The 23,240-nt window shown below is 69.3% G+C and carries 9 protein-coding genes; 8 read left to right on the top strand and 1 reads right to left on the bottom strand.

The window, feature by feature from the left end:
- Window positions 1-93: 93 nt before the first annotated feature.
- Both CAL29_RS22435 and CAL29_RS22430 read left to right on the top strand, forming a co-directional pair.
- Window positions 94-477, top strand: a complete 384-nt coding sequence (locus CAL29_RS22435) for a DUF3597 domain-containing protein (protein WP_094855199.1) — start codon at window positions 94-96, stop codon at window positions 475-477.
- Window positions 478-581: 104 nt separating this feature from the next.
- Complete coding sequence (locus tag CAL29_RS22430) at window positions 582-1,151, top strand: hypothetical protein (protein ID WP_179284142.1); 570 nt, start codon at window positions 582-584, stop codon at window positions 1,149-1,151.
- On the opposite strand, the gene CAL29_RS22425 is transcribed toward CAL29_RS22430, so the two are convergent.
- A complete protein-coding gene (locus CAL29_RS22425) occupies window positions 1,084-2,124 on the bottom strand; it encodes a LysR family transcriptional regulator (RefSeq protein WP_094855198.1) in 1,041 nt (346 codons plus the stop codon). The genes CAL29_RS22430 and CAL29_RS22425 overlap by 68 nt on opposite strands.
- A 133-nt stretch (window positions 2,125-2,257) precedes the next feature.
- On the opposite strand from CAL29_RS22425, the gene CAL29_RS22420 reads away from it, so the two are divergent.
- From CAL29_RS22420 to CAL29_RS22395, 6 genes are all read left to right on the top strand, one after another.
- The gene (locus CAL29_RS22420) at window positions 2,258-3,235 is read left to right on the top strand and encodes a Bug family tripartite tricarboxylate transporter substrate binding protein (protein ID WP_094855197.1); all 978 of its coding nucleotides are present in this window, start codon (window positions 2,258-2,260) and stop codon (window positions 3,233-3,235) included.
- A 2-nt stretch (window positions 3,236-3,237) separates the two neighbouring features.
- Entirely contained in the window at window positions 3,238-4,260 is a 1,023-nt protein-coding gene (locus tag CAL29_RS22415; protein WP_094855196.1) for a 4-hydroxythreonine-4-phosphate dehydrogenase PdxA, read from the top strand.
- A 50-nt stretch (window positions 4,261-4,310) separates the two neighbouring features.
- Window positions 4,311-5,483 carry an L-rhamnonate dehydratase gene (locus tag CAL29_RS22410; RefSeq protein WP_094855195.1) on the top strand — a complete coding sequence of 391 codons (1,173 nt, stop codon included), beginning with the start codon at window positions 4,311-4,313 and terminating at the stop codon, window positions 5,481-5,483.
- 5 nt (window positions 5,484-5,488) lie between these two features.
- Entirely contained in the window at window positions 5,489-6,418 is a 930-nt protein-coding gene (locus CAL29_RS22405; RefSeq protein ID WP_094855194.1) for a dihydrodipicolinate synthase family protein, read from the top strand.
- 240 nt (window positions 6,419-6,658) lie between these two features.
- Entirely contained in the window at window positions 6,659-8,386 is a 1,728-nt protein-coding gene (locus tag CAL29_RS22400; RefSeq protein ID WP_094855193.1) for a ShlB/FhaC/HecB family hemolysin secretion/activation protein, read from the top strand.
- Between the two features lie 21 nt (window positions 8,387-8,407).
- A complete protein-coding gene (locus CAL29_RS22395) occupies window positions 8,408-23,236 on the top strand; it encodes a two-partner secretion domain-containing protein (protein WP_094855192.1) in 14,829 nt (4,942 codons plus the stop codon).
- Window positions 23,237-23,240: the final 4 nt, after the last annotated feature.

The following is a 23,240-nucleotide window of genomic DNA, read 5'->3' as shown; positions in this document are numbered from 1 at the left end:
CCCAGAATCGTAACCATGTGCGTCCAGACGCGATCTTGCCATCGTGCGCGGCTACCATTCGCCGTACCGTTCAACGTATGGAGGAGCAACCTCATGGGCATTTTTTCCACGATTCTTGCCAAGATTTTCCCCTCGGACCATCCGGCCAACACGGATGCGGCGGCGGGCGGTGCTGCGGCTTCCGCGCCGGCGACAACGGCCGCCCCGGCCAATCTGCCCCCCGTGGACGTGGAGGCCATCCTGGCCGCCAAGCAGGCCAGCAGCGGACAGACGCTGAACTGGAAGACGTCCATTGTGGACTTGATGAAGCTGCTGGGCCTGGACAGCAGCCTCGCCGCCCGCAAGACGCTGGCGGGCGAGCTGGGCTATACCGGGAACACGGATGATTCCGCGGCGATGAACATCTGGCTGCACAAGGCCGTGATGACCAAGCTGGCCGAGAACGGCGGCAAGGTGCCGGACGACCTGAAGAACTGAAGGTCGAAGAAGTAAACCTTTACGAGCGGGCGCGACCGCGCGGCGGGCATTGCGAAGGCCGCGCGGCCGCGTCGCGTTCTTTCCTGTGGACAAGGAGGCCCATCATGGGTTTCGATCTTGGCAATCTGCTTTCCCAATTCGTCAATGCGGCCAACGGCAATAACGCCAACGCTAATGCCGCGCCGCCGGCCGGCGACGTCTCCGACCATTTCGACCAGGCCGCGCAGAACGCGCCCTCCGATCTGCTGAGCCAGGGCCTGGCTGCGATGCTGCGCTCCGACCAGACGCCGCCCTTCGCGCAGGCCGCCGCGCAGATGTTCGGCCAGGCCAATCCGAACCAGCAGGCCGGCATGCTCAATCAGTTGCTGAGCGGCATGGGACCGGCGGTGCTGGCCTCGCTCATGAGCGGCGCCGCCGGCAGCGGCCTGGCTTCCCTGCTGGGACAAGCCACGCAGCAGCAGGACGGCGGCAAGCCGACGGTCACGCCGGAGCAGGCGTCCACCGTCACCCCGGATCAAGTGGCGCAGATCGCCAGCCACGCGGAGCAGCACAATCCGGACATCGTCGAGCACATGAGTGCCTTCTATGCCGAGCACGCCAGCCTCATCAAGACGCTGGGCGGCGCCGCGCTGACCGTGGCCCTGGCGAAGATGGCCGAGACGCATCGCGGTTGATCCTTTCCCGAGGGCGCTTCGTCGCGGCGTCCTCCGCCGCGCCGCCGGAGGCCATTTCATGCAGCAACTGCACGAAATGGCCCGCCGCGGCGGTCAGCGGCCGATTGCGCGGCACGATGCTGCCGAAGGCGGTGAGGGCGTTGCCTATCGTGTAGGGCAGGATGGCCAGCAGGCCATGGCGCGCATAGCGGCTGGCCACCGATTCCGGAATCACGCCCAGCATGGCGGATTTCATCACCAGGTTGGTGGTGGTGAGGATGGAGGCCGATTCGATCAGGCCTTTGGGCGTCTCGTAATCGTGCGCGCGAAATTCCTGTTCGATCACGTCCCGCATGGGGCTGCCGTGCGGCTGCAATATCCAGGGATAGGCCTGCATGGCCTCGAAGCTGGCGCGCTTGCGCCGGGCCAGCGGATGGTCGACGGCGGCGATGACGGACAGGGCTTCCTCGCCGATGGGCCGGAACACATAGTCGCGCTGCGATAGCGTCACCATGCGGCCGATGACGACGTCCAGCCGCCCCTCGTCCAATTGCTTGATCAGCAGGTCGCTCGTGCCGGTGGAAATCTCCACGGCCAGCAGCGGATAGGTCTGTTTCAGCCGCAGCAGGGCGTCGGTGAGGTGGCCGGGAGAGGCGGCCATGATGCTGCCGATGAACAGCTTGCCCGCGCTGCCCAGGCGCAATTCCTCCAGTTCGCGTCCGAGCGACGACACCGTGCCGCGCATGCCGCGGAAATACCCCATCACGCACTCGCCGGCCGGCGCCAGCACCAGCCCCCGTCCCACCCGCTCGAACAGCGGCTGGCCGATCGCCAGTTCCAGCTCGTGCAGCATCTTGCTGGCGGCCGACTGGGTCATGTTCAGTTGCGCGGCGGCCGCGCGCAGGGTGCCGCGCTCCTCGATGGTCAGCAACAGCACGATTTGCCGCATGCGCAGGCGGGTCAGCAGTCCCGGCATGTTGGGAAGACGATCCATGATTGATCACCTGAAGCGAACAGTTGGTTCGAAAGTTTCATTTTACGGAAACAGCCGGCCTTCTTAAGATAGGCGCACAAAAACAGGCGTCCGCATCCCGCGCGGACCGCCTACCAGTCTCAGGAGACAACTCATGAAAACCCGTTTGTGCGCCGTATTGGGCGCGGTGGCCTTTTGCCTGGCGCAGGGCGCGGCCCAGGCCCAGACCCAGCCCTTGAACTGGCCGACCAAGCCCTTGCGCCTGCTGGTGGGCTCGGCGCCCGGCGGCGGCACCGACGCCATGGCGCGCGCCGTGGCGGACAAGCTGGGACCCCTGCTCAAGCAAAGCGTGGTGGTGGAGAACAAGCCCGGCGCCTCCAACACCCTGGCCGCCGACCTGACCGCCAAGTCCACGGACGGCCATACCATGGTCATGGGGGTCTCCACGGCGCACGCCATCGCGCCGCATCTGCTCAAGCTGGGCTACGACAACGACCGCGACCTGGTGCCGGTGGTGTTCGTGGGCGCGGTGCCCAACGTGCTGGTGGTCAACAACGACCTGCCGGTCAAGACGGTGCAAGACCTGATCGCGCTGCTCAAGCGCAAGCCCGGCCAGTTGAACTTCGCCAGCAGCGGCGCGGGCAGCACCCAGCACATCGCCGCCGAGCTGTTCAAGGACGCCGCCGGGGTGACGATGACCCACGTTCCCTATCGCGGCAGCGGCCCGGCCATGGTGGATCTCATGGGCGGCCAGGTGCAGATCGATTTCGAGACGGCGTCCTCCGTCATCCCGCACGTCAAGAGCGGCAAGCTGCGCGCGCTGGCCGTGCTGAGCGCCAAGCGCAATCCGCAGATCCCCGACGTGCCGACCATGGCCGAAGCCGGCCTGCCTGGCCTGGAAATGAGCGCCTGGTACGGCATCTACATGCCCAGCGCCACGCCGGCGGCCGTCCAGCAGCGCGTGCACGACGCCGTCAACGAGGTGCTGGCGATGCCGGAAACGCGCAAGCGCCTGGAGGCGATCGGCGCCGACATCACGCCCATGACGCAGGCGCAGTTCATCCAGTTCCATCAGGCGGAGAACGCGCGCTACGCCGCCGTCATCAAGAAGAACCATATTTCCGTGGAATGATCATGCAGACGCAGCAAAAACCCGTCATTGCCCTGACCCTGGGCGACCCCGCCGGCATCGGTCCCGAACTCGTCGCCCGCCTGCTCGCGCGGCCGGACACCTGCGCGCAGGCCAATATCGTGCTGGTGGGCGATCCCTGGCTGTGGCAGGCGGGCCAGGACGTGGCGGGCGTGGACGTGGCGACGGCGCCGGTGTCCGGTTTCGCCGCCGTGCGCGGCCGGGCCGATACGTCCTTGCCGGCCATGCTGGCCATGGACACCGTGCGCAAGGAGGACGTGGCCGTGGGCCAGGCGCGGGCGCCGGGCGGCGCGTCGGTGCTGCGCGTGCTCGACGCCTGCATGGACGCGGCGCGCGACGGCGCGGTGGACGCGATCTGCTTCGCGCCCCTGAACAAGCACGCCATGAAGCTGGGCGGCATGCGGCATGACGACGAACTGCATCATTTCGCGCAATACCTGGGCGTGACGGGCTACTTCTGCGAGTTCAACACGCTGGGCACGCTGTGGACGTCGCGGGTCTCGTCCCACATCCCGCTCAAGGACGCGGCCGCCGCCCTGACGATCGACGGCATCAAGGACGCCGCGCGTCTGATCCACCGGTCCCTGGTGGCCAACGGCGTCGAGCGGCCGCGCGTGGCGGTGGCGGCGTTCAATCCGCACGGCGGCGATGGCGGCACCTGCGGCCGCGAGGAAGTGGACGTCATCGAGCCGGCGGTGCGCGCCCTGAACGCCGAGGGGCTGCCGGTGCAGGGACCGTATCCGGCCGACACCATCTTCCTGAAGGCGCAGGCCGGCGACTTCGACGCCATCGTCACCATGTACCACGACCAGGGCCAGATCGCGCTCAAGCTGCTGGGGTTCTCGCGCGGCGTCACCGTGCAGGGCGGCCTGCCCATACCCATCACCACGCCCGCGCACGGCACCGCCTACGACATCGCCGGCGCGGGCAAGGCCAACGTCGACGCCATGGCGCAGGCGCTGCGCATTGCCTGCCGCATGGGGCTCGCCCATCGCGCGGCGGCCTGAGCGCCGTCCGCATCGTTCCCCGCCTTTTCATCCTCACGCTGGAAATTCCCATGAAGATCAAATCCGTCCGCGCCCGCGTCTACGAATGGACCGGCAAGACCGTGCCGCCGCAAGGCAATTTCTGCTCCAACGCCATGGACCTGCTGTATTCGCCGCAGGAAACCATGAGCACCTTCCGCTTCCACGGCTGGACCGTGGTGGAAGTGGAGACCGACGACGGCATCGTGGGGCTGGGCAACGTGGCGCTGGCGCCGCGCGTGGCCAAGACCATCATCGACCAGTATCTCGCGCCCCTGGTGATCGGGCAGGACCCCTGGGACTACGAATACCTCTGGCAGCGCATGTACCGCGCCACGCTGGCGTGGGGGCGCAAGGGCGTGACCATGGCCGCCATTTCCGGCGTCGACCTCGCTATCTGGGACATCCTGGGCAAGTCCGTGGGCAAGCCGGTGTTCAAGCTGCTGGGCGGCCGCACCAAGGAAAAGATTCCCTGCTATTACTCCAAGCTCTATCGCACCGACCTGCGCGCCATGCAGGAAGAAGCGCAGACCTACCTGGACCAGGGCTTCAAGGCCTTCAAGATGCGGTTCGGCTACGGCCCCGCGCATTTGCAGAAGGGCGTGGCGGAGAACCTGAAGTCGGTGGAGGCGGTGCGCGAGGTCATCGGCTACGACACCGACCTGATGCTGGAATGCTATATGGGCTGGAACCTGGAATACGCCAAGCGCATGCTGCCCAAGCTGGAGAAGTTCCAGCCGCGCTGGCTGGAGGAGCCGGTGATCGCCGACGACATCGACGGCTACGCCGAGCTGAACCAGTCGACGTCCATTCCCATCTCGGGCGGCGAGCACGAGTTCTCGCTGTACGGCTTCAAGCAGTTGCTGGACCGCAAGGCGGTCTCGGTGGTGCAGTACGACACCAACCGCGTGGGCGGCATCACCGCGGCGCACAAGATCAATGCGCTGTGCGAGGCCTACAGCGTGCCGGTCATCCCCCACGCCGGCCAGATGCACAACTATCATCTGACCATGAGCACGCTGGCCTCGCCCATGAGCGAATATTTCCCCATGTTCGACGTGGAAGTGGGCAACGAGCTCTTCTACTACATCTTCGACGGCGAGCCCGTGGCCAAGGACGGCTTCCTCGACCTGGACGACGACAAGCCGGGATTGGGCCTGACGTTGAAGACCGGGTATCTCAACGATTTCAACATTATCGAGTGAGCCTCATGACGACGACGCGCGCGCCGCGCTACCGCGGCATTTTCCCGGTCGTGCCCACGACGTTTACCGAGACCGGCGAGCTGGACCTCGCCAGCCAGGAACGGGCGGTCGACTTCATGATCGATTCCGGCGTGGACGGCCTGTGCATCCTGGCCAATTTCTCCGAGCAGTTCGTCCTGGCCGACGACGAACGGGAGGTGCTGACGCGCGCCATCCTCGAACACGTGGCCGGGCGCGTGCCCGTGATCGTGACGACCACGCATTTCAGCACGCGCGTCTGCGCCGAACGCAGCCGCCGCGCGCAGGAAATGGGCGCCGCCATGCTGATGATCATGCCGCCCTACCATGGCGCGACCATCCGGGTGCCGGAAGACCAGGTGGTGGATTTCTACCGGCGCGTGTCCGATGCCGTCGACATTCCCATCATGATCCAGGACGCCCCCGTCAGCGGCACCCCGCTGTCCGCGCCGCTGCTGGCGCGCATGGCGCGCGAGATCGCCCAGGTGTCCTATTTCAAGATCGAGACCGCCGGCGCGGCCACCAAGCTGCGCGACCTGATCGCGCTGGGCGGGGAGGCGATCGAGGGGCCCTGGGACGGCGAGGAGGCCATCACCTTGCTGCCGGACCTGGACGCCGGCGCCACGGGCGCCATGACGGGCGGCGGCTACGCCGACGGCATCCGTCCCATCATCGAGGCCCATCGCGCGGGCCGGCGCGACGAAGCCTGCCGGCTGTACGAGCGCTGGCTGCCGCTGATCAACTACGAGAACCGGCAAGGCGGCATTCTCACCGCCAAGGCCTTGATGAAGGCGGGCGGCATCATCGCCTGCGAGGCGCCGCGCCATCCTTTCCCGGCCATGCGGCCGGAGGTGCGCGCGGGGCTGCTGGACGCGGCGCGGCGGCTGGATCCGCTGGTGCTGCGCTGGGGCGGGTGAACGGCAGAGCAGGGACGGTCGCTCAAAAACAACGTTTTAGCGGCCTGTTCCTGAAAAAAATGCGCAAAATTCGGTCTTGATTTGGCCTTTCCCGGACGTTTCGCGGGCGCCTTCCCAGGGAAAGGCTTAGTGATGAGCAGTTATTTATTGTGATGGTTGTAAAAAATTTGTTTACGAATCGGGGCTAAATGTGTCAAATAGCGGAGGATTATTCAAAATGTAAATTCTCCGCCGTTACTCATGCCGCCTCGCCACGCTCCGTCCCCGCGCCCCGTTTTCTCCCTTTCCCGCCTGGCTTCGCTGGGCACCGCCGCGCTCCTGGCCCTGGCGGCCGGGCCCGTGGCGGCCCAGAGCCTGCCGGCCCGCCTGCCTTCCGGGGCCGAGCCGGGCCGCTCGCTGCCGCAGCCGGTCATGCCGGAAAGCTCGTCCGGCGTCCCGGGCGTCACCGTGCAGCAAGGCAGCGCGTCCGAGGCGCCCGCCGGCGCGGACAAGCTGCATTTCACCCTGGCGGACATGCGCATCGAAGGGGTGACGCACTACCGCGCCGAGGAATTGCGTCCCTTGTACCAGGACTTGCTGGGCAAGACGATCACCGTCGCCGACGCCTTCAAGGTGGCCAGCGAGATCGAGCTGCGCTACCGCAATGACGGCTACGTGACCACGCGCGTCATCGTGCCGGCGCAGACCATCGACGACGGCCGTTTCCGCATCGTGGTGGTGGAGGGCTACATCTCGGACGTCGTGTATGACGGCGACGTCGGCCCGGCCAAGGCCGCGGTGGAAAAGCTGGTGCGGCGCCTGCGCGGCATGCGCCCCATCAACGTCGCCGACGTCGAGCGCCAGCTTCTGCTTGCCAACGACCTGGCCGGCATGACCGTGCGGGCCTCGCTCGAGGCCTCGCCCAAGGAAGTGGGCGGTTCGGTGCTGGTGGTGCACAGCGAACGCAAGGCGGTCGACGCGCGGGTGGGCATGGACAACCGCGGGTCGCCCTACCTGGGCTGGAGCGAAGCCACCGCCCAGATCAGCCTGAATTCCTTTGGCGAGCGCGCCGATCACGCCACCCTGTTCGGCAGCCTCGGCTTTCCTTCGTATCGCAGCAAGTCCGTGGGCGGCACCTACGACATGCTGGTGACCGATACGGGCATGACCTTCGGCCTGTCGGCCAACTACGCGAAGAGCGAACCCGGCCGCGAACTGGCGCAGCTCAACGTCGCCAGCGACGTGCAGTCGTACGCGGCCACGGCGACCTATCCCATCATCCGTTCGCGCCTGGAAAACCTGCGCGCCGTGGGCATGTTCGAGGCGCGCAACGTCACCACGGACATCACGGGCGCGCCTTTCACCAGCGACCGCCTGCGCGTGCTGCGCCTGGGCCTGAGCTACGACCGCACCGATTCCTGGAACGGCATCACCGCCGTGCGCGGCACCCTGCACCAGGGCCTGAACACCATGGGCGCCAGCAAGGAAGGGTCGGCGCTGGCTTCGCGCGTCAACGGCAAGCCCGACTTCTTCAAGGCCACGGCGGAATTGACGCGCCTGCAGCAGTTCACCGACCGCTTCAGCCTGGTGGCGACCTTCGCCGGCCAGTACAGCGCCAGCCCCTTGCTGGCCAGCGAGGAATTCGCCCTGGGCGGCCCCAGCTTCGCGCGCGGCTACGACGACGGCGAAGTGTCGGCGGACAGCGGCATGGCCGGCTCGCTGGAGCTGCGCTACGCGATTTCCTCGGCGACCTTCCTGCCGCACGGCGCGCACGTCTACACCTTCGTCGACGGCGGCCGCATCTGGTCGCGCGCCGCCAGCGCCGAGCTGTCGCGCAGCAAGCTGGCGTCGTTCGGCGCCGGCATGCGCGCCAACCTGACCAAGACCGTGTACGCCACGCTGGAAGTCGCCAAGCCGTTGAGCAGCGACGTCCTGACCCAGGGCAACAAGAATCCCCGCATCTTCTTCAGCATTTCGGCCCAGTACTAAGCCGCAGAGACGAGACCGATCATGAAGCGCCTTTCTCCTTCCTTCGCTCAACGCAACTTCGTCCAGGCCGGCCGCCGTCCGCTCCCGCCGCGGCAAGCCTCCCTGCCCGCGCTCACCACGCTGGCCATGGTGATCGGCTCGCTGGCCTCGGGCGGCGCCCACGCCAACCCCACCGGCGGCAACGTCGTCGCGGGGTCGGCGACGATCAACACCCAGGGCAACGGCACGCTGAACGTCAATCAAAGCAGCGGCAAGGCCATCATCAACTGGAAGGACTTCAACATCGGCGCGGGCGAGACCGTGAATTTCCGCCAGCCGGGCAGCAAGAGCGTGACGCTGAACCGGGTGGTGGGCAACGATCCGTCCGCCATCTTCGGCCAGCTCAACGCCAACGGCACGGTGATGCTGGTCAACCCCAACGGCGTGGTCTTCGGCAAGAGCGCGCGCGTGGACGTGGGCGGCCTGGTGGCCACCACGGCCAACATCCGCGACGAGGATTTCCTGGCCGGCCGCTACAAGTTCAATCAGGCGTCGGCCAAGACCAACGCGATGGTGGTCAACGAAGGGCAGATCAGCATCAAGGACAGCGGGCTGGCCGCGCTGGTGGCGCCGGCCGTGCGCAACTCGGGCGTGATCGAGGCCAAGCTGGGCCACGTGGCCCTGGCGGGCGCGCGCACCTTCACCGTCGATTTCCAGGGCGACGGGTTGCTGAGCTTCGACGCCAGCTCGGTGGTCTCGGACGCGCCGAAGGACGCGAACGGCAAGGCGGTCGGCGCGCTGGTGGCCAACACCGGCGTGATCCGCGCCGACGGCGGCACGGTGCTGATGACCGCGCGCGCGGTCAAGGACGTGGTCGACAACGTCATCAACACGGACGGCATCGTCAGCGCCAGGTCGGTGGGCACCCGTAACGGCAAGATCGTGCTGTCCGGCGGCGACGCCGGCACGGTGAACGTGGCCGGGACGCTGGACGCCAGCGGCGCCAACGCGGGCGAGCAGGGCGGCAAGGTGGTGGTGACCGGCCAGCACGTCAACGTGGCCGGCGGCGCGGCGATCGATGCGTCCGGCGCGGCCGGCGGCGGCGAGATCGCCCTGGGCAGCCAGGGCGTGGCGCCCGGCGACGGCTCGGTCGCGTACGGCAACAAGTCGGCCACCCTGGCGGTGGCCGCCGGCGCGACGCTGAAGGCCGACGCGCTGGACCGGGGCAAGGGCGGCAACGTCACCTTGTGGTCGACCGACAGCACCAGCTTCGCGGGGACGATTTCGGCCCGCGGCGGCGCCAATGGCGGCGACGGCGGTTTCGCCGAAGTGTCGGCCGAAAAGAACATCAACCTGACCGGCTCGGCCGACCTGCGCGCGCCCAAGGGCGCGGCGGGCACCTTGCTGATCGACCCCGAGACCATCGAGATCACGGACAGCTCGGCGCCGACGAACACGGGCGCGGTCGACAACGTCGTTTCGCGCGGCTGGCTGGAAGGGCAGGCGGGCAACGCGAACCTTACCCTCGCGGCCACCGGGCAGATCACCATCGACTCGATGGCGGCCGGGCTGATCATGCTGCAGACCACCAGCGGCACCACCTTCACGCTCAGTTCGACCGCGACGGGCGGCATCCGCTTCGTCGATCCTGAGACGGAGATCCGGACGCAGGGCGGCAACATCGTCCTGCAGGCCCTGGGCGTGGGAAGCACGCTGGACAACATCGGCAAGCTGAGCAGCCTGGGCGGCAACATCACCTTGTCGGCGTCGGGCAATATCAACCTGGCCAACAGGATCGACGCGAGCAGCGGGGCCGTCAACGTGGCCACCACCGCCGGTTCGATCTACAACACCGGCGCCGCCGCGCAGGTCGTGGCGGGCCGTTCGGTGAAGCTGGACGCGGAAGGCGCCAACGTCGGCGCCGCCGGCGCCGCGGTGAATACCGACACGGGCATCCTGAGCATTCTTTCCGGCGGCGACATCGTCGTGGCCAATGGCCGCGCGCTGTCGTCGCTGGCGATCGCCAGCCGGCATGCCATGACCGGCAAGACGAACACCTACCAGGTCGCCTCGCCGGGCCTGGCCTTCGACGTGACGGACGGCGGCAGCTATGCGCTGACGACCATCGTCCAGCCCGGCTTGAACCTGTCGTTCACCGGCGACCGCTCGATCGTCGCCGGGACGGTGAACGTCGGGACGGGCGCGCTGGCGCTGACGTCCACCGCCGGGAGCATCACGGGCGGCACGAACGCGCCGCTGGTGGCGGGCGCCCTGACGCTGCAGGCGGCCACCGCCATCGGCGCGGCCTCCCAGGCCTTGAACACCACGACCAACAGCCTGACGGCCACGGCGGCCGGCGGCGGCATCAACGTCGGCAACACCGGCGCGCTCAACCTGGGCAACGTCAACGCCACCGGCAACGTCACGATCGGCGCCGGCGGCAACCTCTACCTGGGCGGCGCCTTCAACGCCGGCGCCCAGACCGTGCTGGCGTCGGCGCTGGGCGATATCGACGCCGCCGCCGCCAGCGTGATCCGCACCGGCGCATTGACCTTGAACGGCCAGAATGCCGGCGGCACGCGCACGCTGAACACGACCGCGTCGACGCTGAACGGCGCGGTGGCCGGCAAGCTGGACGTGGCCTCCAGCGCCGCGTCGCTGACCGCCGGCGACGTGTCGAGCCAGCACGGGGATATCTCGATCACCGGTTCGGGCGTGCTCCTGGCCAACAGCGTCACCTCGGGCGGCGGCGCGATCAGCCTGAAAGGGCAGGCCATCTCCGTCGGCGGCGAGATCAATGCCGGCGCCGGCAGCGTTGTCTTGTCCAGCGATACCTCCATCCAGGGGACCGGTACTTCGCTGATCACCGGCGCGCACGTGGCCTTGTATGCCCCGGTGATGGCGAATTCCAGCAGCGGCACGCCGACCTATACGATAGGCACGGTCGCCAATATGCTGCGCACGGCGGCCGGCGAGCTGACGGCGACCGGGGGTTCGATCTACGTCAACCAGGTGGGCGGCCCGCTACGGCTGGAGAGCCTGACGGCGTACAAGGACATTACGCTCACCGCCGCCGGCGGCGTGACCGTGAACCAGATCGACGCCGGCATCGGCCGGCTGGCGCTCACCGCCGGCGGCGACATCCTCGCCGCGGTGCCGGAAAACCTGCTGGCGGGCGATAGCCTCTACCTGTCGGCGCAAGGCCGCATCGGCGACGCGGCGGGCCACGTCCGCACGCGGACCGATACGTTGACGCTCGTCGACAGCGGCGACATCTACCTCGACAACGTCGACAAGACGCTGGCCTCCCTCGGCATCACCAACAGCCACCCGGTCGCGGGCGTGCCCAACGTCCTGCAGATCACGTCGCCCTACCTGGCTTTCGACGTACAGGACGACGGCACGGTCTATCGCTTCAACCAGGTCTACAGCGCCCCCCTGACGTATTTCGGCTTCCAGGGCGACGAGGGCATGGTGCTGGGCAATATCCGGGGGGGCGGCTTGGTGTCCTTCACCGCCACCCGGGGCAATATCACCGACGACGGCGACAGCATGACGCGCGTCACGGCATCGTCCGTCACGCTGGCCGCGAACCAGGGCAGCATCGGCACGGCGGCCGACGCCATCGACACCAACGCCTCCTCGCTGGCCCTGACCACGCGCGGCGACCTTTACGCCGGCAGCATCGCCGACCTGAGCATCCTGTCCGTGACGGCGCTGCACAGCGGCCTGGACGACGTCCACACGCTGCAGGTCCAGGCGCCCAGCCTGCTGTTCAAGGTGCTGGACGGCACGTCGGGCCATACGCTGAGCCAGGTCAGCGACACCAGCTCGCTGAACTTCTCGTTCACCAGCGACCGCGACATCACCGTCGGGTCCGTCAACACGACTTCCAGCGGCAGCGTCACGCTGACCTCGAACAACGGCTCGATCAAGGACGACGGCGACAAGGGCACCGTGCTGGTGGCCAACTCGGTCAGCCTCAACGCCTACGGCGCCAGCGGCGCCGTAGGGGCGGCCGGCGACGATCATCTCGACGTCATGGCCGGCAGCCTGAACGCCCAGGCCAGCGGCGGCGGCATCTACATCCAGTTGCCCAGCCCCACCGGTTCGAGCAACTACACCGGCACGGTCAGCCTGGGCAGCATCTACGCCTACAACGGCAACGTCGTCATCGACGCGGTCCAGGGCAACCTGGCGTTGACGGGCACGCTCTACGGCATGAACGGCGGCATCACGCTCACCGCCGAGCACGGGTCCATCCTGAACGGCAACGGCTACGGCATGATCTATGCCAACGGCAACGACGTCGTGCTGTCGGCCGCGGACGCCATCGGCGGCGCCGACGTCGCCGTCTCCATCTACCAGAGTCCGGACGCGGGCCGCCGCGGCATCCTGTTCAACGGCGCCAATCCGCTCTCGATCACGGCGCGGGCCGCCGGCGGCGACGTCTATCTGTCCACCCTGGGATCGGGCGGCAACGTCACGCTGGCCGACCTCTCGGCGGCCGGCGCGGTGCAATACCAGCAGGCGACGGGCGATACCGTCGTCGGTTCCGTGGCGGGCGGCACGCAGGTTCGCGTGGCCAGCACCGCCGGCGCCATCCTCGATGACGGCGACGCGGCGACCGCGATCTCGGCGCCCGTCGTCGCGTTGACCGCGCGCGGCGCCATCGGCGCCGTCGGCGACGCCCTGACGCTGAACGCGCCCGACGTGGCGCTGAGCAGCGGCGGCGACATCGCCGTGGACAACACCACGGGCTTCACCCGCCTGGATATCGTCAAGACCGGCTACGGCGCCGGGCAGTACGCGATCACCGCGCCCAATCTGGGCGCCTTCACGCTGACGGAAGACGGCGGCGCCTATTACCTGACGCAGATCGCCAGCAGCGGCGACCTGGACTTCGGCTTCACCGGCTACAACAAGGCGATACGGGTCGGCAGCATCGACGCCGGCAGCGGCGGCGCCGTGCGCCTGGGCACCAACGGCGACATCGTCAATGACGACGCGGAGAACCCCGGGTCGATCATGGCCGCGACGGTGGCCTTGTCGTCCGGTTACGGCGCTATCGGTTCGGCGAATGTCGATGTACTAAGCCCGCTGTCCCTGGTGGGGACCCGCGCGCTGAGCCTGAGCGGCGCCGGCAATATGTACGTGGCCAGCGACACGCGGTTGGGCAGCCTGGCCATCAGCGCCGGCAACACCAGCGCCGTCCAGCATACTTTCGCCATCGCCGCGGGCGACCAGACCTATACCTTGTCCGAAGGCGGCACTTATTTCCTGCTGTCCGAGATCAGCGGCACGGGCCTGGACGATTTCAGTTTCTCGGCCGGCAAATCCATCCAGGCCGGCGTCATCACCGCCGGCAACTCGGTCAGCCTGACGACCACGGGCGGATCCGAATTGACGTCTAGCATCACCAGCGCCGCCGGCGGCCTCATCACCGCGCCCAAGGTCGTGCTGACGGCCTATGGGCAGGAGAGCGTCGGCTTTCCGAATGCCGCGACCGGCGCCATTGGCTCCGGTTCGAGCTCGCTGTTCGTCAAGACGAGCGACCTGAGCATCGCGAACAACGGCAGCGTCCATATCGACAACGGCGGCGCGGCGTTGAGCAGCCTGTCGCTGGATTACACCCAGCGCTATAGCGGCGGCGTCGTGTTTCCGTCCTACGTCTTCAACGGCCTGGGCAGCGGGCAATCGCTGAGCATGGGCTATAGCGGCGGCAGTCTCGCGGTCGGGGCCGCCTTGACGGGCGTCGATTTCTCGCTGGCCGTCGATAGTTCGATCTCCGTGGGGAATATCGACACCGGCGCTACGGGCTCGGTCTCGTTGACCGCGCGCAGCGCGGCGCACGGCGTCGTCGGCCAGATCGGCGGCAACGGCGTGATCAGCGGCGGCAAGGTCAGCCTGGCCGCCACGGGCACCGGCGGCATGATCGGCGCCAACGGCGCCATCCACACGGCGACGACGGACCTGGCGCTCAGTTCCGCCGGCTCGGTGCTCGTGAGCAACAGCGGCACGCTCGCCGCGCTGTCGTTGACGGCGCTGCACGACAATACCGTCGCGGGGCAGGTCAACAGCTACGGCATCTCGTCCGGCGGCGACCTGGTTTTCAGCCTGACGGACAACGGTCAGTCCTCCCCCGCGGGCATGACGGCGAACATCTCCACCAGCAGCGATCTGAAGCTCGCGCTGTCCACCGACCGGGCGCTGACGTTGGATCTCGTGAAGACGGGAAGCGGCGGTTCGGTCGACCTGACGACCACGCAGACGATCTACGGCACGCATACGGGAACCGCCGGCACCTTGCCCGGCGGCCCGGACATCGTCACGGGCGACCTGACGCTGAACGCCAATTCGGTGCAGGGCCGTTATATCGAGGCGCCGGCCCAGCCGCTGTACATCAGCGCGAACACGCTGTCGTCGAACGTGACGCAATCCCTGTGGGTGTCCAATGACAAGACGCTGACCCTGCTGGACAACAGCGCCGGCAACTCGGCGACCGTGGCCGTCACCAGCGGCGACATCCAGCAATCCGGCAGTGGCCGCTTCGTCACCCCGATCCTGTCGCTGAGCGCGGCGGGGTCGATCGGCGCCGACGGCGCGGCCGTCCTGACGGACACGCGGCAACTGACCGCCAGCAGCGGCGGCGACCTGGTGCTGGACAATGCCTCGGACCTGTTCAGGCTGGACCTGAACTCGACCCATGCCGCCGCGCTGAACCCCAATGTGCTGCGGGTCGTCGCCAAGGGGCTGGACTTCGAAGTGACGGACAACGGCGAATATGTGCTGTCGAAGGTCACCGATTCGACCGGCCTGGACTTCGCCTTCAGCGGCGACCGGAACCTGCGGGTGGGCGTCCTGGACACCGGGCCCGCGCAGTCGGTCAGTCTGTCCAGCAGCGGCTCCATCCTCAACATCGACGCCAGCGGCGAGGACCACATCGCCGCGGGCCAGATATCCCTGACCGCGGGCGCCAGCATAGGCGCGATCGCCAATTCCATCGACACCGTCACGGGTGCGCTCAGCCTGACGGCGGGCGCGAACATCTACGTCGCGAACGACGGGGACCTGTCCACGCTTTCCATCACCAGCACCGCCCAATCCGCCATGCCCACGCAGTACGGGATCAGCGCGGACCGGTTGACGTTCAACGTCGGCGACGATGGCGTGGACTACCTGATCAACCAGGTGGCCGACGCCACGGGCCTGAACTTCTCCTTCCGCTCGCAACGCGGCCAGCAGGTGGGCAGCATCGACGTGCTGCACACGGGCACCGTCACGCTGACCAGTTCCGCCGACATCATGGCGACGAGCGCCGGCGCCGCCAACGTCACCGCGGGCAAGGTGGCGCTGAATACCGTCGGCGCGCAGGGCAACATCGGCGCGGCGGGCAGTTCGATCGTGGTCGATGCGCCCTTGTTGAGCGTGTGGAACGCGGGCGACGTCTACGTCAGCGACCAGACGCACGTCGACGCGCTTACCGTGGACGCGCGCGGCACGTCCGCGCGGACCTACGATATCGATGCGCCGTTGCGCGACCGCTCGGGCCAACTGACGTTCAACGTCACGGACGACGGCAGCGGCATGGTGGTGCACGACATCGCCGACGCCGGCGGCATCGCCCTGAGCGTCAGCAGCGACCGCGGCATGACCGTGGGCGCCATCGACGCCGGTTTCGACAACGTCGGCCTGAACGCGATCAACAGCGCGCTGGTCGGCGACGGCGACGACGCCACCAGGATCGTCGCCGCGCGGCTGACGCTGACGGGCGACACGTCCATCGGCGCCACCGGCAATGAAATCGACACCGACGTCGATACCCTCAGCGCGACTTCGCGCGACGGCGGCATCCAGATTGCCCTGAACGGCAACACCACGATGAACGGCTTCATCGCGAATGGCGACAGCGCGCTGAGCAACAGCGCCGGCGACATCGCGCTGGGCACCATCTTCCTGGCCGGCCATTCGTTCTCGATGGACAACCAGGGCGGCTCCATCCTGAGCGGCACCATCAACGGCGCCACCTCGGTTGCGCTGAGCGCGGCCGGCTCGATCGGCAACGTCAGCGCCATCCGCACGACGGCCCTGGGCAACGGCACGACGACCGTCACGCTGTCGGCCCAGGCCGCCCACGGCGCCGACGGCAGCATCGCATTGACCGAGGATTACGGCCTGGCGGTGACCTCGGCCCAGGCGCCCGGCAACATCGTCCTGACCGCGGGGCAGGCCCAGGGCAACAGCAACCTGACGGTCGGCGCCATCACCGCGGGCGGCGACGTGACGCTGACGGCGCAGCGCGGCGACATCGTCGGCGGCAGCGGCAACAGCGTCGCCGGCGACAGCGTTACGCTGACCGCCGCCGCATTCGGCCACGCCATAGGCGCCAACGGCGCGACGGTGAACGTCGATACCGATACGCTGACGATCAACAACGGCGGCAATTTCTATATCCGCGACAATGCCGATCTCGCCAACCTGACGATCAACCGCCAGTTGGCGGATGTCCAGGCTGCCAGCGCCGGCGCGATGGTCCTGTCGGCGGCCGGGCTGAGTTTCGCCGCGACGGACGGCGGCGGCACGACGCTGACCGCGGTGGTGGACAGCACGGGCCTGAACTTCAACTTCACGGGCACCGGCGACATCCGTGTCGGCACCATCTATGCCGGGACGGGATCGGTCGCGCTCACGGCGGGCGCCGGCAATTCGGCGGGCAGCATCCTGTCCACCGGCGCCGGTTCGCTGATCACCGCGCACGACCTGGCGCTGACCACGGCCAGCGGCGGCGGCTCCATCGGCGCCGGGAACGCCGCGAACCAGGTCTTGAACACGCAGGTGGCCGATCTGACGGCGTCGTCGGCCGACGGCATCTGGATCAACCAGGCCGGCACGGTCAGCCTGGACGACGTCCACGCGGGCGGCGCGTTGTCGGTGGCGGCGACCGGGGGGGATATCCTGATCGGCCAGGTCAGCAACGGCGCCGGCCAGGACCTGACGTTGTCGGCCAACGCCGGCAGCATCCTGTCCAATGGCGGCGCCATCACCACCTCCGGCACGGGCGCGATCGCCCTGAGCGCGGCCAACGGCATCGGCTCGGAAACCGCGGGCCTGCAATTGTCGGCGGCCTTCAAGACCGTGTCGGCGTCGGTCTCCGGCGCCGGTTCGCTCTACCTCGACATCCTGGATTCGCTGACGAGCGGCTTGACGTCCAGCGTGCATGACGGGTCGACCAACATCACGTCGGCGGGTCCGATCACGCTGACCAGCGTGACCTCGGCCACCGACGCCGTGGGCAACGACATCCGGGTCAGCGCCGCGTCGGGCGACATTACCGTCGGCGTCGTCGACGTGGGCGGCGTGGGCGGCCACGCCTCGAACGGCGAAGTCGCGCTGACCGCGCGCAACGGGAACATCGTCGGCGCGACGGGCTCCGACATCGAGGCCTACCGCGTCACGCTGAACGCCAGCGGCAACGTCGGATCGTCGACGACGCGCGTCGGCGTCACCAGTTCGCGCGTCGAGGCCAACAGCGCGGGTGGCGACGTCTACCTGAACGCGGGCGGCGGCACCATCCTGTCCTTCGTGACGGGCAACAACGTCAACGTCAACGCCGTGGGCGACCTGCAGATCGCCAACGCGATCGCCAGCAACAGCATCACGGTCGCCGGCGGCGGCATCGACAGCGTACTGGTGGCCGGCAATATCGATGCCGGCCAGGGCAGCGTCTCGTTGGCCTTCAACAGCGTGGGCGGCACCATCGTCGACGACGGCAACGCCGCCACCCGCATCGTCGGCGGCATGGTGTCGCTTCAGGCCGACGCCGGCATCGGCGGCGCCACGGCCGGCGACGCCAGGACGGTGCAGACGACGGCGGAGTCGCTGGTGGCCCGGAGCAATACCTCCGGTCCGGTGTACATCGACGACAATCGCGCCGACGGCGTCCGCCTGGCGTCCATCATCGCGGGCAACGGCGCGATCGGCATCACCACGGCGGGCGATACGATCGTCGGCAACGTGCAGGCGCAAGGCGCCAACGCCGGCAACACGATTTCCATCGCCAGCGCCGAGGGCAGCCTGGCGATCGGCACCGTCAGCGCGGGCGGCGGCGCCGGCGACGTGACGTTGACGGCCGCGGGCGACATCCACGGCACCGACACGACGCTGGTCACCGGCGCCACGCTGACGGCGTCGGCGGGCGGCGACATCGGCCGCGTCGATGACCTGTCCAGCACCGATGGCGGCGCCCTGCGCACCAAGGTGTCGGCGCTGGGCGACCTGGCTTCCCGCGCCGGCGGCGTGATCGCCATCGACAATAGCGGCGCCGGGACGCTGGCGGTCGGCGCCAACGTCAATCCCGGCGCGGGCGGTACGCTCAGCATCCGCGCGGTGGGCGACATGGACGCCAGCGCCGGCATCGCCGGCGGGCTGGGGACGCTGCTGTTGTCCTCGGGCGGCACCTTGACGTTGCCCTACGGCGGCGTGACGGTGGCGGGCAGCGCCACGTTGAAGGGGACGACCGACATCGTGGCCGGCGGCGGCACGCCGCGCACGATCGAGGTCACGGCGGACAGCCTGGCCTTCACCAGCGGCTCGGCCGGCGGCGACACCCGCCTGGAGACCGAAGTCGAAACCCTGGACGCCAAGCTGACCAATACGTCCGGCGCGGCCAAGCTGACGGTGGCGAACACCGGCGACCTGGACGCCACCCTGAGCACGGCCAATGGCGACATCGAGGCCGCCACCACGGGCAAGCTGACCGCCACCGACGTGCAGGGCGCGGGCAATATCTCCCTGTCGGCCGGCGGGACGGTCGACGCCGTTTCGGTGCGGGCGACGGGCGTCCAGCGCCTCGTCTCGGTAACGTCGGACAACGGCGACATCGGCATCGGCGCCATCGACGCGGGCGGCGTCGACGGCCAGATCTCCCTCTTCGCGCAGCGCGGCGGGATCGCCAACCTGGGCAGCGGCGACAGCCTGACGGCGCATTCCCTGAGCCTGATCGCACGCGACGGCATCGGCGCCGCCAACTCGCCGCTGAACATCGCGGTCAGCGAAGTCGCCGGCGCGGTGACCGGCGACGGCGGCCTCTATCTGTCGGGCGGCAATGCGTTGACGGTGGGCGTCTTGACCACGGCCAACGGCGACATCGGCGTCACCACCACGGGAGACCTGGCGATCCAGGACACCCTGGTCGCCGGCGGCGGCGGCCACGTCGACCTGACGTCGACCGGCGGCAACGTCGAGATCGACAGGAACATCGTCGCCACCGACATGGGCAGCCTGTCGGTGAGCGGCAACCGGATCACGCTGGACGACGTCGCGACGAACGGGGCGCAGGCCTACCACGGCGACGTGCTGTTGAACGGCAACCTGGCCGGCGGCGCCATCGATGTCGACGGCAGCCTGACGCTGGGCGGCGCCGGCCTGGCGGGCAGTCCGCGCACGCTGACGGCGACCGGCGCCGCCGGCGGCATCGAGGTGGCCGGCGCGCTCGACGGCGGCGGCTACGACCTCGGCCTGGACGCCGGCGCCGGCTCGGTCACCCTGGCCGGTCCCGCCTCCAACCTGGCCGCGTTGACGGTGACCGGCAGCGGCAATCGCATCGCCGGCGTCGCCACCGAGGGCGCGCAGACCTACAACGGCGCCACCACGCTGTCCGGGACCTACACGACCGCCAACGCCGCCTTCACGGTGAACGGCGCGGCGACGCTGGGCGGCGCGGTGAGCATCGACACCATCGGCGGCGCCAATGGCGCAGGGGCGGACGTCCGGTTCGCCGGCACGCTGGCGAGCGCGGCGGGCGGCGCCCATGGCCTCGCGGTGGACGCCGGCACGGGCGACGTGGCGTTCGTGGGCGCGGTCGGCGACGGCGCCGATGCCCGCCTGGGCGACCTGACGGTGCGTACCGCCGGCGCCACGGTCTTCAAGGACAAGGTGTATGCCCAGGCGGTGGCGACGGACGATCCCGGCACGCTGGCGCTCGACGGCAGCGTGGTCGACACGACCGGCGACCAGTACTTCGGCGAACGGGCCGTGCTGGGCGGGAACGTGACGCTCAAGGGCGCGCTGGTGACCCTGAAGCAGGGCGCGGACGCCGCCACGGCGGGCGGGCAATCCCTGACCATCGACGGCCGGGCGCGAGTGCTGGGCGCCGTGGGCGCGGACCAGGCCCTGGCGGCGCTGACCGTCACGGGACCGGCCGGCATCCGGGCCGCTTCGATCAATACGGTCGGCGCGCAGGCATACCAGGGCGACCTCGTCCTGGGCGCGGACCTGGCGCTGACGACGGCCGCGGGCGGCGTGCTGTTCGGCGGCAGCGTCGACGGCGCCCATGCCCTGGCCGTGACGGCGCGGGGCGGCGACGCCGCTTTCAACGGCGCGGTCGGCGGCGGCATCGCGCTGGCCTCGCTCACCGTGGACGCCAGCAACGTGGCGCTGAACGGCGGCGCGGTGAAGACGGTCGACGAGCAGAACTACAACGGCCACGTCACGCTGGGCCGCGACACGGTCCTGACCGGTTATGAGGTGCACCTGAACGGCGGCGCGGATGGCGCGCACGCCCTGGCCATCGACGGCCTGGGCAAGATCGCCGGCGCCGTGGGGTCGCGGCAGGCGCTGTCGAGCCTGACGGTCACCGGCACCGCCATCCTGGGCCAGGGCAGCATCGCGACCAGCGGCGGCCAGTCCTACCTGGGCCGCGTCCTGGTCGCCGGCGACCAGCAGTTGTCCACGCAGGGCGGCGACGTCTCGTTCGCCCGTTCGGTCAGCGGCAGCCATGCCCTGGGCATCGCGGCGCAGGGCGGCGACGTCGATTTCGCCGCCGGCGCGGGCGTGGGCGGCGACGTCGACCCGCTCGCCGCCCTGACGGTCGACACGTCCGGCGCCACGCATTTCGGCGGGGCCGTGCGAGCGGCATCGCTGACCACGCTGGGCCACGGAAGCGTGACGCTCGACAACGGCAGCGTCGTCACGTCCGGCGCGCAGCACTACGACAGCCATGTGGTGCTGGGCCAGGACACCGTCTTGAAGGGGACGCAAGTCGCGCTGCTGGACGGCGGCGACGGCGCGCATGCCCTGACCATCGACGGCAACGCCACCTTGGGCGGCGCCTTCGGCGCCGGCCAGGCCCTGGATGCGCTGAAGGTCAGCGGTGCGACGACCTTCAACGACGGCAGCATCGCGACGACGGGTGGGCAGACGTATGCCGGCGCGGTCACCCTGGCCGGCGATCAGGCGCTGACCAGCCATGCGGGCGACATCGCTTTCGGCGGCGCGGTGGACAGCGCCGCGGCGGGCGGCGGCAGCCTGGCCGTGCAAGCGGCCGGCGACGTTTCCTTCGACGGCGCCATCGGCGCGGCCACGCGGGCCGGCGCCCTGTCGGTCGACGCGGGCGGCGACACGCACTTCGCGGGCACCATCCGCGCCGCTTCCCTGCGGACGGGCGCCACCGGCACCCTGGCCATCGACAGCGGTTCGGTCGATACGACGGGCGACCAGCGCTACGGCCAGCACCTGGTGCTGAGCACGGACACCACGCTGACCGGCGCCAACGTGGCGCTGCTGGCGGGGGTCGACGCGGCCACCGCGGGCGCGCAGGGCCTGCACATCGCCGGCAATGCGGCCATCGCGGGCAACGTGGGCGCGACGGCCGCGCTGCGCGGCCTGGCGATCGACGGCAACACGTCGACGAATGCGGGCACGGTGCGGACCGTGGGCGACCAGGTCTACGGCGGCGCCGTGGCCTTCAACGCCGATGGCGCCGGCGCGCCGGCCAGCCTGGCCAGCAGCGCGGGCTCGGTGGTCTTCGGCAGCACGCTCGATGGCGCGGGCAGCAACCTGTCCATCGACGCGGCGCACGCCATCTCCGCCGCGGGCGACGTCACGGGCGTGGGCGCCCTGACGCTGCGCGCCGTCGACACCATCGTGTTCAACGGCGCCGTCAGCGCCTACCGCGTGCAGCAACTGGAGGCGCAGTCCGCCGCCTACCGCGGCAAGTTGACGGCCACGGGGCCGGACGGCATCGACCTCTCCGGCGGCAGCTTCGCCTTCGGCGGCGACGTCAGCGCCGATGCGGGCGCCATCAAGGTCGCCAGCACCGATGCGGCGGGCACGGTGAACTTCGCGGCCGGCTCCACGGTGAGCGCGGCCACGAGTTTCACGCAGCGCGGCGGCGCGACCCTGTTGCTGCCGGCGCGCCTGCTGGCCCGGGACTCGGTCGAGCTGGGCGCGGTGGGCCGGATCCAGGGCAACAGCGTCGCCATCTCGACCCAGGGCGACATCACCGCCACCGGGCTGTATGGTCCGCAGGCGATGGCGACCTTGACGCTGGGCGCGCCCACCCTGGCCAAGCCGGCCGGCGGCACGCTGAAGATCGGCCTGAACGACGCCGCGCCGGACCACAAGCTGAACGTGCGCGTGCTGGCCGTGCCCACGGCGGGCTCGGCCCAAGTGTACGGCTCGATCGGCGGCCGTTCCGGCGCGGTGGCGGCGGCCTTCGTGACCAGCCCGCTGGCGGGGGCGCCGTACTTCATGAACGACACGCCCTGGGGACCGAACGACGTGGTCCAGCGCGTCACGGCCGCCACGGCGCCGCGCTGGGTCGCCCCAACCAAGCCGGGTGTCGATTCGCTGTTCCGTGGTACGGTGTCGAACAACGCCTACGGCCCGGATGCGCTCGGCGCCTATGCCGATCCGCAGGTGCTCAAGGTCTCGTCCGTCGACATGGCGCTGTGGCAGTTGCCCGCCGGCTTGAACAGGGGCTTGAATGCGCCCGCCGCGGATCCCTCGGTGTTGCGCATGCCCGAGGCGGGGTCCACGCAGGAGGGCGGGGATGACGCTTCTTCCTCCGCGCCCGGCCAGGACGGCGCCTGACGCA

The sequence above is a fragment of the Bordetella genomosp. 10 genome, from assembly GCF_002261225.1.
Classification (GTDB): domain Bacteria; phylum Pseudomonadota; class Gammaproteobacteria; order Burkholderiales; family Burkholderiaceae_B; genus Bordetella_C.
Note: the sequence above shows the minus strand (reverse complement) of the source record. Positions and strands in the feature narration are given on the sequence as shown.